Source organism: Rhizobium sp. 01N447_2 (assembly GCF_056399245.1).
In genome coordinates, this window is sequence record NZ_JBFTQY010000064.1 from 1 (window position 1) to 16,077 (window position 16,077).

Genomic DNA, 16,077 nt, shown 5'->3' on the forward strand with positions numbered 1-16,077 from the left:
ATCCTCGACCTCGAACAGAGCGACGACCAGCGGCAGTCCGTAGAAGGCGACGAACAGTTGGAGCACGACGGGGACGCTCCGGGCATAGGACACGTAGAGGTCAGCCAGTTGGCTGACAACCGGTATCCTGCGCACCCGGAACGTCGTCGTTATCAAGGCCAGCAGGAAGCCGGCGATCATGGCCGTGAACGTGATCGCAAGCGTCAGCGGCAGCGCCGAGAGCAGCTCAGGGATCATGATGGATAGGTCCACTTCGGAACACTCCTTGTTTCGGTCTTGGGCCTGATCGCCGGTATCGTTGGCCGGCGTTACTTCATGTAGGTGGTGATGTCCTCGCCGAACCATTTCTGCGAGAGCTTGGCCAGCGTGCCGTCGGCCTTGAGCTCCTTCAGAGCCTTGTCGATGTCTGCGGAGAGCGCCTTGTTCTCCTCGGAGCGATGGATCAGGACGAAGGTGTTATTGATCGCAACCGGCTCGCTCGCCTTGACGTCGAGCTTCTGCTGGTCGATGACCGTCTGCTCGCCGAGGTTCGACGGCAGAACCAGCGCGTCATATTTGCCGTTCTCGACCTCTTTCAGGCGATCCGGATAGGGAATGCCGGCGCTGGATGCGGTGATCTCGATTTTAAAGTCGGGGTTCTTTTCCTGCCAGGCAGTGGCGAACTTGTAGATGCCGCCGCCGGCCGTCACGGGCACGATCTTCTTGCCGACGAGATCCTTCATTTCGTTGATGCCGCTGTCCTTGCGGCTGTAGATCTTGATCAGGCTGGCGCCGATCGGGCTCTCCGGAAGGAGGAACTGCTTTTCGCGAGCGGGCGCCCGGTAGTAGCCGCCGGTCGCGATGTCGTACTTGCCGGTGGCGAGGCCGGTCTCCTGAGCGATGTCGGCAGCACCCTCCATGACGAATTTGTACTGGGGCAGCTTGGCGTTGATCGCCTTCAGGACGTCGGGCTCGTAACCCTGCGGCTCGACGCCGATGGCACCCCAGGAGAGCGGCTTGGATTCGGCAGCAGTCGCGATCTTGATGGTGCGCACGTCCTCGGCATGCGATAGGCCCGCGGTTGCGAGGGCAAAGGCAACGCCGGCGACAGCGAGGCCGAAGGTGCGGCGGGAAGTCGACTTGATGGAAGACATGTCAGGCATCCTTTCTTTACTGGATGGAGTGTTCGGAATTCAGGAACTGGGCAAGGCGCGGATTGGAGGGCGTGTCGAAGATCTCGGCAGGGCTGCCTTGAGCGGCGACGACGCCCCGATCCATGAAGACGATGCGGTTCGAGATATTCTTTGCGAACTGCATCTCGTGGGTGACGAGGAGCGAGGTGATGCCAGATGACGTGACGTCCCTGATCACCTTCAAAACCTCGCCGACCAGTTCGGGGTCGAGCGACGACGTCGGTTCGTCGAAGAGCATGACATCCGGCTTCACGGCCAGCGCACGCGCAATGCCGGTCCGCTGCAGCTGGCCGCCGGAAAGCTGGGACGGGTAGCTGTCGATCTTGTTCGAAAGGCCGACCCGCTCAAGCTCCTGCAAGGCGATCGAACGCGCCTCGTCCTTCGACTTGCGTTGCACGACCACGAGCGGATCCATCACGTTCTGAATGACGGTCATGTTCTTGAAGACGTTGAACTGCTGGAAGACCATCGCCGTCCGCAGCCGGATCGCCTGGACCGCAGTGTTGTCCGGTTTCTGGTAGTCCATCCTGACCTGATCGAAGGCGATCGTGCCGGAGGCCGGCTTGGCCAGATAGTTGATGCACTTCAGCAACGTCGTCTTGCCGGTGCCGCTGGGGCCGATGATCGACACCACGTCGCCGCGGTTCACCGAGAGATCGACGCCGTTGAGGACCTGGGTGTTTCCGTAGGRCAGCTTTAGGTTTTTGATCTCAAGCATTTCGGGTCGGTGTCCTTTCGGCAGATAGGTCGGAAAACGTCACGGTCTCGTCGTCGGCCCACTCGTCTCCGAGCAGCTCGGGCGTATCGAAGGCCTGGAGATCGGCGAAATGACGCTCGCGGTCGGCGACGAACAGCGCCCTGACGATGCCGCGCGCGAGCCGGTCGGCGCCTTCGCTGATGGCGGGAATATCGCCCGTGAGCTTGCCGTGGCTGAGCGTGGCCGGGAAGTTGAAGCAGTGAATGCGGGCCAGCGCCGGGCAAGCGCCGGGCTCGGCCTCGAGGAACTCGAACGCCTCTCCGAGGTCGGGCGAGGTTTCAAGCTCGTCGTTTCGCATGTCCGCGGGCACAGGAAAGCGGTCGCGCCAGAGGCCGATATGGGATGCGACGGCGGCGAGTTCCGGCCGGTTCTTCAGGTCGACCCTGAAGCCGGTGCCGAAGATCAGGAAATCGACGGGATAGCTGCCTTTCGGCGTCGTCACAACGATATGGTCGCCTTGCTGTTGCAATCGATCGATCGGGCTTCCGAGATGGAGATGGGCCTGGGGGAATGCGCTGACACGCAAGACGCTCGGGCGCGGAGGCGGCGTCTGCGAGCGCATGGCGTAGTCGAGAAAGCGCCACTTCCAGTCATCCGGCAGACCGGCAAACCCATGCACCACGCCCTGGCTGCCGATGCCGGTGAATTTGTTGATCCGTGGCAGGTCGGTCCTGCGCACGAACAGGTCAAGCCGGGCAGCGCCGGCCTCGAGCGCGGTGGCGGCGTTGTCCATCGCCGAGGCGCCGGCTCCGACGACCCCGACCCGCTTGCCGCGCAATGCGGCGAAGTCGATTTCGTCGGCGGTATGAGCCCAGAACTTGCGCTCGATGCCGTGGGCGATCGACGGTACGAAGGGACCGCCGAGGCCGTCGCGGCCCGTTGCCAGCACCACATGGCGCGCGATCGTCGTTTCGGACCGGCCATCATGACGGCAGACGACTTCGAGCAGGCCGTCGGCGCGCGGACGAATGGCATCGACGGCGACCCCATTGCGCACCGGCAGGTCAAGCACGCGCCGGTACCAGACCAGGTAGTCCATCCATGTCTCACGCGGCGCCCGGTCGAGCGCGACCCAGGCATCGCGGCCATGCAGCGCCTCGTAATAGGCGCGGAACGTCAGCGCCGGCAGGCCCATTGCCGGCCCGGTCAGTTGCTTGGGGGAGCGAAGGGTTCGCATCCTGGCGAAGGTGACCCACGGACCCTCGCTTCCGGCAGGCGCCTTGTCGAGAAGGATGTGGTTGGCCACGCCGAGCCGCTTCAGCATGGCGGAGGCCACGAGCCCGGCCATGCCCGCACCGATGATCACGACGTCGACGACCCCCTGGCCATCGACGACGCGGGGCGGAACCCAGGACTTGGCCGGCAGCTCCAGCCAGGCAAGGTCCTGCCGCAGGCGTGCCTCGAGCGCTTCGAGATTGTTCGGAAACGTCGAGAGGTCGCTCATGACGGCACGTCCTCGGTCATCGGGCTACCGCCGTAGACGGTGTCGGCCAATGCTTCGACGCCGCCTGCGTCATGCAGCCGGCAACCGGGCATCGCCAGCGCCACGGCGCGGGCCGCATCGATCACGGCGGCGACCGTCGGGGTCAGCGGCATCGCGGCAGGCGAGATGGCGCCGAACAGGAAGGGGATGGTGTGGTCGAGGACGCGCATCACGATCCCCTCGAGCGGAACGCCGCAGACCGTTGCCGGCTCGACGATGGCGACGCCCAATCCGGCCCGGACCATCGTCAGGGCCGTCAGCGAGGCGTTGACGTCGATCATCCGTTGCGGCGCCACACCCGCCCGCTCCAGGGCCTCGTCGATGCGGTGGCGCAGGCGGTAAGGATTGGCGAGCGTGATGATGCGGCGCTCGGCGAGATCGGAGAGACGCACCACGTCATCATTGGCGAGCGGATCGTTGGCGGCGAGAGCGACGACACACGACGCTTCGGCAATCCAGTGCACGTCGAGGCCGGGGTGCTCCAGCGGCAGGCTTGAGATCCCGAAGTCCGCCGAGCGGGCGAGCACCGCCTGCACGACGTTCTCGGCCGCCAGCGCCTGCACATGGAGATGACGGGGTATCAGGTCCGGCGCGACGGCCGAGATCGCCTGCGGCAGAACGCCGGCTGCAAGCGACGGGGTGGCGGCGATCGTCAGCGACGGCGGCTCATCGAGGCCGATGGCATTCGCCCGTTCGCGGATGTGGGCGAGGCTCGCAAGATGACGTTCCACCTCGGCGTGAAAGAGCAGACCGCGCGCGGTCGGGCTGATGCGCGGGCCGCTTCGATGCAGGAGCGCATAACCGATATCGGCTTCCAGATCCTGGATCAGCCTTGTGACCGCCGGCTGCGACCGGCCGAGCAGTCGCGCCGCCCCCGTCACGCTGCCGGCGGACATCACCGCCGCGAAGGCTTCAAGTTGCCGGATATCGAAAGAGTTAGAATGCATACTGGACATCAAACACTCTCCTTCATGTCAGTAAAGCATGACAATTCTCATTTGACGACTGGCTGTAGATAAAAAATTCACATCGAATGCTGTTTATCATTCTAGTTTGACATAATGAGAGGTCCGGCCTACCTAAGACCTATGTCCGCTGACGTATTGAGGAGCTTGTTTTGACACTCATCGAAACTCTTGCCTCTGTGAGGCCGGGTTCCGCGCTCGCGGAAGCCATGGGCAAACGCGCGGAGATCCTGCGCCTCAGTGAAGCGGCCCACGACGCAGTGCTTCTGCCACGCGATCCCGGCGGGCTGTCGCACGGCCTGAGGGCTGCGCTCGCCGCCCGCATGGCGCGCCACAACCGCAGCCCGGCGCTCGCAAGCCACTACGACACGCTCGTTGCCCGCGCCGACGAACCGGCGACAGCCTTGCTCGCCGAGCCGGACACGAACGTGTCGGATCCGCGCACCGCCGAGATCGTTCGCCATGCCGACCGGCTCACGGTCGCGCCGCGCGATGCCACGCGCGCTGATGTGGAGGCATTGCGTCAGGTCGGCGTAACCGACGCCGACATCGTCCGGCTCGCGGAACTTGCGGCTTTCGTCAATTACCAGGTGCGGGTTCTCGCCGGCCTGAAGCTGCTGGGAGAAATGCGATGAGCGAGGTCGTCCACACCTTCACCACCACGGTGCCGCGCTGGCAGCCCTATGTCGTTCCGGTCGATTTCGCGACCGCCACCGACGAGCAGCATGCGGCGATGCAGACGACGCCGTCGAACAAGGGCATCTCGCCCTATGTGCTGACCCTGGCGCACGACCCCGAGACGCTCGCGGTCCGCTCACCGCTGTTCAACCTGATCATGTACGGCAAGGACGGACTGGCGGCCAGCGAGCGCGAACTGGGTGCCGTCGCCGCCTCTGTCGTCAACCGCTGCGTCTACTGCGCCGCCGTCCATGCATCCCGGTTCAACAACCTGACAAAACGCACGGATGTCATCGAAGCCGTGTTCGCCGATGGTCTCGAGGCGACGCTCGACGAGCACCTCCAGGCAATCTTCAACTTTTCAGCCCGACTGTCGACCACGCCGCCCGAGGCGGTCGCGGCCGATGCGCAGGCGCTGGCAGACGTCGGGCTCGACGAGTTGGAGGCTCTCGATCTCGTCCTCTCGTCGGCGATCTTCGGCTGGGCGAACCGCCTGATGCATACACTCGGCGAGCCGATGAAAGATTAGCGCATTTCTGTCGCTGGACGACAAATGGCATGATGTGTCAAAAGAAGCTCACCGCATGTCAGCGTGGAGACAATCTTGGGACTTCGGGAAGATAAGAAGGATCGCACGCGAGCGCAGCTGCTCGAGGCCGCGTTGGACCTGATCCACAAGCGTGGATTCGAGGAGACCACCATTGCCGATATCGCTGCCGCCGTCAGCGTGTCGCCCCGCACCCTGCTTCGCTATTTCCCGACAAAGGAGGATGTGATCGTCAGCTGGGTGCAGGATGGCATGACGATCGTCCGTGCGGAACTGACGGAGCGGCTCGCCTCGGAGCCGCCGGTTGTCGCACTTCTTGCTGCCGCGCGGGCGATGCTTTTGGCGTTCGATGAAAAGTCGCGTTTCTTTCTCGCCATCGAGACGGCGATCCGCTCCAACAGGAGCATTTCCGCGCGAAAAGAACAGATGATCGCCGAACTGATCGACGAAGTCGCCCATATTCTCGCCTCGCCGGACAGACGGTCTCCGCTCCCTGATATTGTCGCCTATACGATCGCGGGAACGGTTTTCGCGCTCATTCGGGCATCGATAAACAGTTGGGTGGATGGCGGAGCGGCAATGTCACTCGCCGATCTCTTCGATCGCGCCGCCGGTATCGTCCACTTCGAACAAAATGTCACTTAGTGTCATTTGTCATTGACAGACATAATTTCCCATGCAATTTCACGATGCGTTGCTGAGCAACGTCATTGCAAACAGCCTCGCCTTGCGAGCGCGCCTGCTTGGGAGATAGAATGTCCACACATCAAAAGATTGCGCTCGTCACCGGCGCGACCCGCGGCCTTGGTTTTGAAACGGCTCGCCAGCTCGGCCAGGAAGGCGTGTTCGTCCTTCTCGGCGCACGCGATCTCGCCGCCGGGCAGGCAAAGGCCGAAACATTGCGTGCGGAGGGGTTGGCGGTCGAGGCGATCGAGATCGATCTCAATCGCCCTGATACGATCGACGCTGCCGCATCGTCGATCGACGAACGGTTCGGCAGGCTCGACATCCTGATCAACAATGCGGGAATCCTGCTGCTCGACACCGACGATTTCCCCAGCATGGCCTCCGTCGAAACCCTGCGTGAATCCTATGAGGTCAATTTCATCGGAATGGTGATCGTGACCCAGAAACTGTTGCCCCTGATCCGCAAGGCGGCCAGCGGGCGCATCGTCAACCTTTCCAGCAGCGTGGGTTCGCTTTGGTGGACGGGCGATGCAAACAATCCGTCCCCCGATGTCAAATGGCTTGGCTATGCCGCCTCCAAGGCGGCGGTCAACATGCTGACCGTGCAGCTTGCCCTTGAGCTGAAAGATACGCCGATCAAGGTGAATGCTGTCTGCCCCGGCTATGTCATGACCGAGTTGAACAGAGGCGGCGGCTACATCACGATCGAAGACGGCGTTCGGGCGCCGGTCAAATATGCCTTGCTGGATGACGCCGGACCGACCGGCCAGTTTTTCAACACCAATGGCCCCATCAACTGGTGACGGCCCGCGGCCGGGCGCCTGACGACCCGGCATGCGCAGGACCGTTCAGCCGACACGGCGGATGTTGCATCCGAGGACGCGGCATCCGCCTTTTCGCCGCGATAGTGAATTCGCCCGCCATCCCCTTTCAAGGACCATGAGACATGAAACCAACGACGGATGACATCGTCGAGATCAACCAAATCCTCTCGCTCTGGGCACACCTCGTCGACAATCATGCGTGGGACAGGTTCGGTGAAGTCTTTACCGAGGATGCGCATTTCGACGCGGGCGTTTTCGGGTTTGCTCCGGTCACCGGCATCGCAGCGATCTGCCATATGGCCAGCCAGGACGGCCATGCGACGGCCCATCACACGACGAATGTGTACGTTCAGGAAGGCGCGGGCGACGAGCTCGTCGCCGTCTCGAAGGGGCTTGGTTTGTTGCCGAGCGGCGCAGTGGCGAGCGTGACCTATACCGACCGGCTACGGCGGACGCCGGAGGGCTGGCGTTTGGCGCGCCGCACTCTCGCGCTCCAAGCGCCGTCGCATTGAGGTCGCCCCCGATGTCTCTGGTCAACCTATCCCTAGCAGACGTCGTTGCCTGGCTGCTTGCAGCCTTCTTCTTCGTCGGCGCCTACGGCAACACCTTCATCAGCCCCGAAATCGCCGCGGACTATGCCCGGTGGGGCTATCCGGAAAGCTTTCACTATCTGACCGCCATCGGTGAATTCACGACCGCGGTCATGCTCATCTTCAAACCGCTGCGCCTCTACGGTTCGCTGCTCGGGGGTGCGGTGATGCTGGCCGCTATGGGTACGGTTCTGTTGCATGGCGAATATGCGCATGCCATTCCGCCCCTGGTGGTGCTGGGTCTTTGTGGGCTCGTCGCTGTTCTGACGATGAGGCGGAGACGATCGCAGTAGGCCATCCAAGTCCGCTTGTGGCGCATTTCATCCGCTGCTTACGCCGAGGCTCTGGCGAGCATGCAATGCGGGATCGAAGGCGAGCTTCACGATCAGGTCCGACAGGCTGTCCACCGAGATGTCGTGTCCCTTGAAAGGCTCGCCCTTTCTGGTGAGATGATAGTTGATCTCAGCGTCGTGCGTGAACCAACCCGGCCGCAGGATGGTGTAATCGAGGCCCGACTGCTCGATCAGCGCCGCAGAATCTCGATAGGGATCGAGGACGCTGCGATATTTCTCGCCAGGGACTTCGCCGTAGATGCCCATCGAACTGATGAAGATCAGCCGCTTCAGCCCCGCCGCCTGCATGGCGTCAACGATCGACCGTGCCTGGCGAGCCATATCGCCGGAAAGGTTGGCATAGACGACGTCCTGCTTGGCCATCGCCAAGCGGAGYGCCGCGTTGTCGAGAACGTCACCGTCGACGATTCTCACTCTTTCAGGTGCCGGGTTGGCAAGACGGCTCGCCCGGCGCAGATAGAGGGTGAGATGGGCGTCCGTCCTGTCGAGGAGCATCCGCGTCGTGTTGCGCGCCAACTGCCCGTTGGCGCCGAGTATAAGGATGTTGGTCATGCTGATTTCCCTCAGTAGGTCGAGGTGAGAAGCTCCACGAGCCTCCACCCGGCGGGCTTGCGGACATAGACTTCGGTGAAAGCCAGACGATACTGTCCTCGGTGTCCCCCCATGGTCACCGTGAAAACGGCCTTGCCTCGGAGCGTCGCTCGATCGCCCTCGACCGCAACCGAAGCGCCCCGCGGATCGATGCGGTTGTAGACAAAGCGGCCCGATCGCAATTCTTCGATCCACTCTCGCTTCGAAGACACATGCCCRGTGATGTGGACGAAGTGCAGATCGTCGTCGAAAAGCGCCTCGACCAGATCGATACGGCCGGAGGTTTTCCAACGGAATTTTTCCAGGGAGAGGGCAATGATCTCCTCCTCGACGCTTGCTGATGCTGCGTGGTTCATCGAGAACAGCCTTTCTGGTCGAGATATGCCTGGGCGCTGCCCGCCTCCATCATCTAGTCCATGGGCGAAAAGACGATTAGACTGCAAAATCCGCATTCGGTATTGAGCAGAATTCAAAAATGTCCCGAGACAGCATCAACGACCTGACTGTTTTCCTGGCGGTCGCCAGAGAACAGAGCTTCACGAGAGCGGCAGCAAAGCTTGGCGTCTCGCCTTCGGCGCTCAGCCATTCGATGCGGCTGCTCGAGGAGCGGCTCGGCGTTCGGTTGCTGACAAGAACGACCCGGCGCGTCTCCGTGACCGATGCCGGGGAGCGGTTGCTGCACTCGATCGAGCCGCACTTCGACGGCATCGATACCGCACTGGCAGCTCTCACAGAACTGCGCGACAAACCCGCAGGCACGGTTCGGATCACCGCCGGCGAGCATCCGACGACATCGATCCTCTGGCCGGCGATAGAGCGACTTCTTCCGGAATATCCGGATATCAAGTTTGAAATCACGGTGGACGGGGCACTCACCGATATTGTCGCGGAGCGCTACGATGCGGGAATTCGGCTCGGCGAGCAGCTCAATGCCGATATGATCGCCGTGCGGATCGGACCTGAGATGAGGATGGTGGTCGTTKGTTCGCCAGACTATTTCGCGCGCCACCCAAAACCGTCGACGCCGCAGGACCTGACTGCCCATGCCTGCATCAATCTCAGACTGCCGACCTATGGAGGCTATCTGGTTTGGGAGTTCGAAAAGGACGGTCGGGAGGTTCGTGTCCGTGTTGATGGCCCGTTGGCTTTCAACAACACGCAGATGGTGATGAGAGCGGCGCTCGGGGGCGTCGGACTTGCCTACCTGTTCGAGGATCATGCACGAGATGAAATCGAGAGCGGGCGGCTTGTCACCGTTCTCGACGACTGGAACCCGCTGTTCGATGGTTACTTCCTCTACTATCCGAGCCGCCGCCAGATGTCTCCGGCCTTCAGCGTGCTGGTCGACGCGCTGCGATACCGAACATCACGTTCCGATCATTGATGAGAATTCTTCAAAAGCGCATGCAGGAATAGCAATCTAATCGGCAGAATAGCCGGGTGCTATCTCTCGGGACATCCGCGGCAATCGCCGCAATGACGGTTCCGGAGAGCGCCATGAGATCACCCCCACAGGCCAGCCGGCCCTCCAGCCGAGCGGCAAAACCCTTATCGCACGCGGTCAACAAGACCGCGATCCTGGCCATCATCCTCACCAGCTACGTGATGCTCGTGCTCGACACCTCGATCGTGTTGACGGGGCTGCCGAGCATTCATCGTGAACTTGGCTTTTCTGACCCTGAGCTGGCCTGGGTGCAGAGCGCCTATACCCTCACCTTCGGGGGCTTCCTGCTCCTGGGTGCAAGAGCGGGCGACATTCTCGGCCGCAAGCGCATGCTCACCATCGGCCTTGCTCTCTTCACCGCATCTTCCCTCGCCATCGGTCTTGCCGAGACGCCGGCCTGGATGATCGGCGCGCGGGCCGCTCAGGGGATTGGCGGCGCTATTCTGGCGCCGGCCACACTGGCCTTACTGCAGACGACCTTCGCCGAAGGGACCGAGCGCACCCGCGCGGTTTCCTATTACAGCGCCGTCGCCGGCATTGCGGCCAGCGTCGGCCTCGTGCTCGGCGGCGTATTGGCCGAGTGGCTGTCATGGCGTGTGGGCTTCTTCATCAATCTGCCGATTGGCCTCGGCATGATCCTCGCCGCGATCCGCTTCGTTCCCGAGACGGGACGGCAGTCAGGGCGGCTCGATATTGCCGGAGGCCTGACCTCGACGATCGGCATGGTGGCGCTTGTCTATAGCCTGATCCGTTCGGCAAGCCATGGCTGGCATGATAGCCTGACCAGCGCCCTCATCGCGGCCTCCCTATTGCTACTGATGGTCTTTGTTGCCATCGAACGGCGTGCCCGGCAACCGATCATGCCCTTGCGTCTCTTCGCCAGTCGCGAACGCGTCGGCGCCTATTCTGCGCGAATGCTCTTCCTCGGCGGAATGATCGGCTTCTTTTTCTTCACGACGCAGTTCTTGCAGAGTGTTCTTGGATACAGCGCCGCCGCCACCGGATTGGCTTTCCTGCCCGCGACACTCGTGAACTTTGCATCGGCAATGGCCGTACCGCAGCTGACGAAGCGGTTCGGCAACGCCCGCCTTCTTGCCACGGGTTTTGTCCTGACCCTTATCGGAATGACCTGGCTCAGCCGTGTCTCCGCCGATGCGGACTATCTGAGTGACATCGCCTTGCCGATGGTCATGATCGGCTGGGGCCAGGGTTTCGTCCTCAGCCCCCTGACAGCCTCGGGCATATCAGGCGTCTCCGGGGCCGATGCCGGCGCCGCCTCAGGTGTGGTCAACGTCGCCCACCAGCTCGGCAATTCCGTTGGTCTTGCGATCCTGGTAGCCGTTACGGCTTTCGGCACGAGCGGCCTGGAAGGCATCCAACTTCTTGCCCATCGCGTGACGATGGCGTTGACGGGCTCGGCCGCGATGATGGCGCTGGCGCTTGTTCTCGTCCTTGCCCTGATCGTACGGCAGCGCCGTCCCGCCTCCGCCATCGTCCCAGTCGCCGAAGAGTCGGTCGACGTCGCCTGAAGCGCGATCCGCCAATCCGTTCCAACTCAGGGAGATTTCCATGCAAGACAACACTCTGGAACACCGCATCCAGACACTCGAAGACAAGGTCGCCCTCAAAGCACTCGTCGACACTTTCGCCAATCTCGCCGACCAGAAGGATTTGGCCACTCAGTCCCTGCTGTTTGCCGAAGACGCCGTCGTCGACACCTACTTCGAAGGACAGCTTTTTGCGTCGCTCAAGGGTCGCAAGGAGATTCAGGAGACCTTTACCGGCTTCATGGCCAATTTCGAGACGGCCTACCATATCAATGGACAGCACACCGCCGAAATTGACGGAGACCGCGCGACGGCAGTGCATTACTGCCTCGTTGTCCTCGTGAATAGAGTCGATGGCAAAAAGATGAGGAATACCAACGGCGTTTATTACAATGACGAATATGTGCGCCAGGGTGATCGGTGGCTGATCTCGAAGCGCACTTCGCATTTCACATGGCGTGACACGATGGAGATGGCGGCCGGTTGATCGAGACCGCGGGTACCGACGCACGACCTGCGACCGCTCGAGCTCTAGCAAGCGTAAAGACCGTCGGCGCGTGCCCCTCATCCGGCATATCCGTTCCCACCTCGCTCTCGCAGGGCACGTCCCCTCTCCCCGTCAGAACGGGGAGACGGTTAGGGTGAGGGGCAGACTTTCTCTAACGCTCAGAGCTGTTCCAGCATCGCGGCAGCACCCGAGACGGTGGCCTGGCCGGGGCTTTCCTCGACGTTGAGGGCCTTGACGACGCCGTCTTCCACCAGCATCGAGTAACGCTTGGAGCGGAGGCCGAGGCCGCCGGCGGAGAGGTCGGCGTCGAGGCCGACGGCCTTGGTGAAGCCGGCATCCCAATCGGCGAGGAAGTGGATCTTGCCCATGCCGCCTGACGATTGCGCCCAGGCGCCCATGACGTGCCAGTCGTTGACGGCGACGACGGCGATGTCGTCGACGCCCTTGCCAAGGATGGTGTCGCGGTTTTCGAGATAACCCGGCAGGTGGTTCAGCGAGCAGGTCGGCGTAAACGCACCCGGCACGGCAAAGAGCACGACGCGCTTGCCGGCGAAGAGCTGATCGGTGGTGATTTCGACCGGGCCGTCAGCCGTCTTTTCCTTGAAGGTGGCGGCAGGAAGCTTGTCGCCGATCGCGATGGTCATGGTCTTCTCCTTGAGTTCTGGATTTGGCGGTTCTGCTTGGCGGCGGCGGGCGCCGCACGGGATCGGAGGCGACTATAGGAGCCCATCATTGAAAGGCAAGGCCGGCCATTGAAAGGCAAGGCCGGTCATTCGAAGGCAAGCGTCGTCTCCATCGCCTTCCCGCCGTCGATGACCAGCACGCTCCATTGCTTGCCCGATATGTCGTAATCCTTCGGCAGCTTGCCGATTGGTACATCGACCTTGAAGGCGGCGCCGTCTCGTTTGCCGCCGATCTGCTTGGTGAAGGCATAGCCGCTCGGACCGGTGACGATGATATCGGGCGCGGCCTTGCCCTCGCCCGCCCCCCCGCCCGGCAGAGCCAGCGTCAGCGACAAGGTCTTCCTGTCAGGCGACATCGCATGCGCCGTCACGCCGAAATCCACCGATGGCGGCTTCGGCAGGCTCGCATCGGCCGCCTGGAGGATCGCCTCCTCCTCAGGATGCGACTGCATGGCGGTGCCAAGCTTCAGCTGAAAATTCGCCTGGAAGGGAATGCAGATATCCTTGCAGATGCCGATGAAGGCGGAAGCGTCGATCGCAACCGGGCCTTTGCCGGCCGCCGTCAGCGACAGCGGCAGCGTCACCGGCGCGTCATAGGCGATATCCTCGATCCCGCCCTTGAAAAAATGTTTCGGAACGGGATAGGCGATGGCATCGAGGCTGACCCCGCTCTCGGGGGTGATGGTGATCTGGGGCGGAATGCCGCTGTTGCCGGGCTCCTTCCAATAGGTGATCCAGCCGGGTTTCGGCTCGATCTGAAGGGCGGCGCGGATTTTGCCGGCGGCATCGGGCGCGAGCGCCACGAGGCGCATGCGGCCGCCGCCGTCGTCCGCCCAGGCGCTCATTTCCGCATGAATGGTAGAAAACGGCACAAGGGCTGCGGCCATTGAGACGGCCGCAATTAAAAACCGGCGCGGGGCCAAGGAAATAATCATCATGGAACAAAGGTTTACCGAAACTGCTGTTTGGCCGCCAGAAGTCGCGGCGATTTAAATCTTCATTTTCAGTTGATTGATGTGTGACATTGGCCCATGTTTCTCTTGTCGAGGCCTTGGTGCGGTCTGGCAGCAGGAGGAACGATGTCCTTATCAACGCTGAAGAACAGACGGGAACGTGGCTTCTTCGATGGCCAGTTCCTCATCGCCATGCCGGGCATGGAAGACCGCAATTTTGCGCGCACTGTCATCTACATCTGCGCGCATTCGGATGCCGGCGCCATGGGCTTTGTCATCAACCGTCCGCAGAGCCTTACCTTCACCGATGTGCTGCTGCATCTCGACATGATCAATCAGGAAGATTCGATCGTGCTGCCGAAGCGGGCGCGCGAATTCCCGATCCAGACCGGCGGCCCGGTGGAAAGCGGCCGCGGCTTCGTGCTGCATTCGGACGATTATGCCAGCGACTCCTCGATCCCCGTCAGCGACGATATCTGCCTGACGGCGACGCTCGACATCGTCCGCGCCATCTCCAAGGGCGACGGGCCGACGCGGGCAACGATGCTGCTCGGCTATTCCTCCTGGGCGGCCGGCCAGCTCGAAAACGAGGTCGTCAACAATGGCTGGCTCACCTGCCCGGCCAACGAGGAATTGATCTTCGACCGCAGCCTCGACGACAAATACGAGCGGGCGCTCGCCGGCATGGGCGTGACAGCTGCCATGCTGTCGGCCGAAGCCGGCCATGCTTGAGAGGCTGGCCTGACGGTCGCTGACCTGACGGCAGCGGGAACGAATAGCCAAGAGTGACGTTTCATTTCGGCAAGCATGGACAATAGGCCCATGCCGACCAAGGAGACATCACAAGATGGGTAGCACCAGCGACAAGATTTCCGGTAAGGCAAATGAAATTGCCGGCAAGACCAAGCAGGCCGTCGGCAAGGCGACGGACGATCGCGAGATGCAGGCCAAGGGCGCCGTCCAGGAAGCCAAGGGCAAGGGACAAGTCGCAACCGGCAAGGTCAAGGACAAGCTCAAGGGCGCCGTCGACCGGCTCTGAGCGACAGCGTCTCTTCACACACGCAAAGACGCTGTGATTCCGAGTTGAGGAATGCGCAGTAGACGCTCATCCTTTATCACCATGCCTGCTGCGCCCCTCGCGCGGCAGGCATTTTTGATCCCCCACCCTCATGCTTTGCAGAGATTGACAAGATGAAGCTTTTTGCCTGCGACAATTGCGATCAGGTCGTCCACTTCGACAATCGTCGATGCGTGCGTTGCAACCATCGCCTCGGCTTCCTGCCAGGCGACCTCGCGATGCATGCGCTGGAGCCGCGCGACGAGACGCTCTGGCAGCTCGTTTCCGATCCCGATCGCGACGTCCGCTTCTGCGCCAATGCCGGCCTCGACATCTGCAACTGGCTGGTGGACGGCGACGGCGAGAGTGAATTCTGCGTTGCCTGCCGCCATAACCGGCTGGTTCCGAACACCGACACCCAGGACGGCATCGATCGCTGGCGGCGCATCAGCCAGGCGCAGCGCCATCTGTTTTATTCGCTGCTGCGCTGGAAGCTGCCGCATCCGGATCGGGCGCAAGATCCGCAAGGTGGCCTGGTCTTCGATTTCCTCGAGGATTCGATCGAGAGCAACGGCTATATCGTGCCGGCCATGACCGGCCATGAGGAAGGCCTGATCACCATCCGCGCCGCTGAGGCCGACGATGCGACGCGCGAACAGGCGCGCAGCTCGATGAACGAACCCTATCGCACCCTGCTTGGCCATTTCCGCCACGAGGCCGGCCATTTCATCTGGAACAAGCTGGTGCGCGATCGGGGCGGCCTTACCGATTTCCGCACGGTCTTCGGCGACGAACGGCAGGATTATGCGACAGCCCTCCAGAACCATTATGCCGGCGGCGCGCCCCTGGGATGGCAGGACAATTTCATCAGCGCCTATGCGGCGTCGCACCCCTGGGAGGATTTCGCCGAATGCTTCGCGCATTACCTCCATATCGTCGATACGCTCGAAACTGCGCGCGCCTTCGGCATCGCCATCGATCCGAGCGGCCATGAGGAAATATCAGGCGAGGTGGATTTCATCCCCTACAGGGCAAGAAGCGCCGAACAGCTGGTCAGCGCCTGGGTGCCGCTCAGCCTGGCGATCAACGCCATCCAGCGCAGCATGGGACAGCCGGACTCCTACCCCTTCGTGCTGTCCTCGCCTGTCGTGGCCAAGCTCGAATATCTGCACCGGCTGATCCAGGGCGCCGCAACGGCGCCGCAGCAGCAGGCGGCTTGAGGAGCTGAGGCCCAATTG

At 62.2% G+C, this 16,077-nt stretch carries 21 protein-coding genes; 12 read left to right on the top strand and 9 right to left on the bottom strand.

Annotated elements, in window-relative coordinates:
- The 5 genes from AC1ECN_RS29945 to AC1ECN_RS29965 all read right to left on the bottom strand — a co-directional run.
- On the bottom strand, nt 1-252 hold a 252-nt coding region (locus AC1ECN_RS29945), incomplete at its 3' end, for an ABC transporter permease subunit (RefSeq protein WP_477954977.1).
- Between the two features lie 56 nt (nt 253-308).
- On the bottom strand, nt 309-1,133 hold the full coding sequence (locus tag AC1ECN_RS29950) for an amino acid ABC transporter substrate-binding protein (protein ID WP_012756344.1): 825 nt from the start codon (nt 1,131-1,133) through the stop codon (nt 309-311).
- 16 nt (nt 1,134-1,149) lie between these two features.
- The gene (locus AC1ECN_RS29955; protein WP_477954980.1) at nt 1,150-1,890 is read right to left on the bottom strand and encodes an amino acid ABC transporter ATP-binding protein; all 741 of its coding nucleotides are present in this window, start codon (nt 1,888-1,890) and stop codon (nt 1,150-1,152) included.
- A complete protein-coding gene (locus tag AC1ECN_RS29960) occupies nt 1,883-3,373 on the bottom strand; it encodes an NAD(P)-binding domain-containing protein (protein WP_130672096.1) in 1,491 nt (496 codons plus the stop codon). The genes AC1ECN_RS29955 and AC1ECN_RS29960 overlap by 8 nt, the downstream gene beginning before the upstream one ends.
- Complete coding sequence (locus tag AC1ECN_RS29965; protein ID WP_130661056.1) at nt 3,370-4,368, bottom strand: LysR family transcriptional regulator; 999 nt, start codon at nt 4,366-4,368, stop codon at nt 3,370-3,372. Before AC1ECN_RS29965 ends, AC1ECN_RS29960 begins: the two co-directional genes overlap by 4 nt.
- A gap of 161 nt (nt 4,369-4,529) precedes the next feature.
- On the opposite strand from AC1ECN_RS29965, the gene AC1ECN_RS29970 reads away from it, so the two are divergent.
- The 6 genes from AC1ECN_RS29970 to AC1ECN_RS29995 all read left to right on the top strand — a co-directional run bounded on the left by AC1ECN_RS29970 (nt 4,530) and on the right by AC1ECN_RS29995 (nt 7,996).
- Nucleotides 4,530-5,012 carry a CMD domain-containing protein gene (locus AC1ECN_RS29970; protein ID WP_113545762.1) on the top strand — a complete coding sequence of 161 codons (483 nt, stop codon included), beginning with the start codon at nt 4,530-4,532 and terminating at the stop codon, nt 5,010-5,012.
- Nucleotides 5,009-5,584 (top strand): peroxidase-related enzyme, encoded by a 576-nt coding sequence (locus AC1ECN_RS29975; RefSeq protein ID WP_012756339.1) that lies wholly within the window; start codon nt 5,009-5,011, stop codon nt 5,582-5,584. Before AC1ECN_RS29970 ends, AC1ECN_RS29975 begins: the two co-directional genes overlap by 4 nt.
- A gap of 75 nt (nt 5,585-5,659) precedes the next feature.
- The gene (locus AC1ECN_RS29980; protein WP_012756338.1) at nt 5,660-6,247 is read left to right on the top strand and encodes a TetR/AcrR family transcriptional regulator; all 588 of its coding nucleotides are present in this window, start codon (nt 5,660-5,662) and stop codon (nt 6,245-6,247) included.
- 110 nt (nt 6,248-6,357) lie between these two features.
- Entirely contained in the window at nt 6,358-7,092 is a 735-nt protein-coding gene (locus tag AC1ECN_RS29985; RefSeq protein WP_130661055.1) for an SDR family oxidoreductase, read from the top strand.
- Between the two features lie 143 nt (nt 7,093-7,235).
- Entirely contained in the window at nt 7,236-7,625 is a 390-nt protein-coding gene (locus AC1ECN_RS29990; RefSeq protein ID WP_130672095.1) for a nuclear transport factor 2 family protein, read from the top strand.
- 11 nt (nt 7,626-7,636) lie between these two features.
- Nucleotides 7,637-7,996, top strand: coding sequence for a DoxX family protein (locus AC1ECN_RS29995; RefSeq protein ID WP_130672094.1), 360 nt, complete (start codon nt 7,637-7,639; stop codon nt 7,994-7,996).
- 27 nt (nt 7,997-8,023) lie between these two features.
- Here the strand turns inward: AC1ECN_RS29995 and AC1ECN_RS30000 are convergent, their stop codons facing one another.
- Together AC1ECN_RS30000 and AC1ECN_RS30005 are read right to left on the bottom strand one after the other, a co-directional pair.
- Nucleotides 8,024-8,608, bottom strand: coding sequence for an NAD(P)H-binding protein (locus AC1ECN_RS30000; RefSeq protein ID WP_130672093.1), 585 nt, complete (start codon nt 8,606-8,608; stop codon nt 8,024-8,026).
- Nucleotides 8,609-8,619: 11 nt separating this feature from the next.
- The gene (locus AC1ECN_RS30005; protein WP_163862318.1) at nt 8,620-9,003 is read right to left on the bottom strand and encodes a nuclear transport factor 2 family protein; all 384 of its coding nucleotides are present in this window, start codon (nt 9,001-9,003) and stop codon (nt 8,620-8,622) included.
- 119 nt (nt 9,004-9,122) lie between these two features.
- On the opposite strand from AC1ECN_RS30005, the gene AC1ECN_RS30010 reads away from it, so the two are divergent.
- The 3 genes from AC1ECN_RS30010 to AC1ECN_RS30020 all read left to right on the top strand — a co-directional run bounded on the left by AC1ECN_RS30010 (nt 9,123) and on the right by AC1ECN_RS30020 (nt 12,125).
- Nucleotides 9,123-10,031 carry a LysR family transcriptional regulator gene (locus AC1ECN_RS30010; RefSeq protein WP_477954983.1) on the top strand — a complete coding sequence of 303 codons (909 nt, stop codon included), beginning with the start codon at nt 9,123-9,125 and terminating at the stop codon, nt 10,029-10,031.
- Nucleotides 10,032-10,144: 113 nt separating this feature from the next.
- A complete protein-coding gene (locus AC1ECN_RS30015; protein WP_130672090.1) occupies nt 10,145-11,620 on the top strand; it encodes an MFS transporter in 1,476 nt (491 codons plus the stop codon).
- Between the two features lie 40 nt (nt 11,621-11,660).
- On the top strand, nt 11,661-12,125 hold the full coding sequence (locus AC1ECN_RS30020; protein ID WP_130672089.1) for a nuclear transport factor 2 family protein: 465 nt from the start codon (nt 11,661-11,663) through the stop codon (nt 12,123-12,125).
- Between the two features lie 179 nt (nt 12,126-12,304).
- On the opposite strand, the gene AC1ECN_RS30025 is transcribed toward AC1ECN_RS30020, so the two are convergent.
- Both AC1ECN_RS30025 and AC1ECN_RS30030 read right to left on the bottom strand, forming a co-directional pair.
- On the bottom strand, nt 12,305-12,790 hold the full coding sequence (locus AC1ECN_RS30025; protein WP_011650769.1) for a peroxiredoxin: 486 nt from the start codon (nt 12,788-12,790) through the stop codon (nt 12,305-12,307).
- A 125-nt stretch (nt 12,791-12,915) separates the two neighbouring features.
- A complete protein-coding gene (locus tag AC1ECN_RS30030) occupies nt 12,916-13,767 on the bottom strand; it encodes a protein-disulfide reductase DsbD domain-containing protein (protein ID WP_130747507.1) in 852 nt (283 codons plus the stop codon).
- Between the two features lie 141 nt (nt 13,768-13,908).
- On the opposite strand from AC1ECN_RS30030, the gene AC1ECN_RS30035 reads away from it, so the two are divergent.
- From AC1ECN_RS30035 to AC1ECN_RS30045, 3 genes are all read left to right on the top strand, one after another.
- Nucleotides 13,909-14,514 (top strand): YqgE/AlgH family protein, encoded by a 606-nt coding sequence (locus AC1ECN_RS30035; protein WP_130672088.1) that lies wholly within the window; start codon nt 13,909-13,911, stop codon nt 14,512-14,514.
- A 115-nt stretch (nt 14,515-14,629) separates the two neighbouring features.
- Nucleotides 14,630-14,821: a CsbD family protein gene (locus AC1ECN_RS30040; protein WP_003546001.1), complete on the top strand. Its 192-nt coding sequence runs from the start codon at nt 14,630-14,632 to the stop codon at nt 14,819-14,821.
- A gap of 152 nt (nt 14,822-14,973) precedes the next feature.
- Complete coding sequence (locus AC1ECN_RS30045) at nt 14,974-16,059, top strand: zinc-binding metallopeptidase family protein (RefSeq protein ID WP_130672087.1); 1,086 nt, start codon at nt 14,974-14,976, stop codon at nt 16,057-16,059.
- The last annotated feature ends 18 nt before the right edge of the window (nt 16,060-16,077 follow it).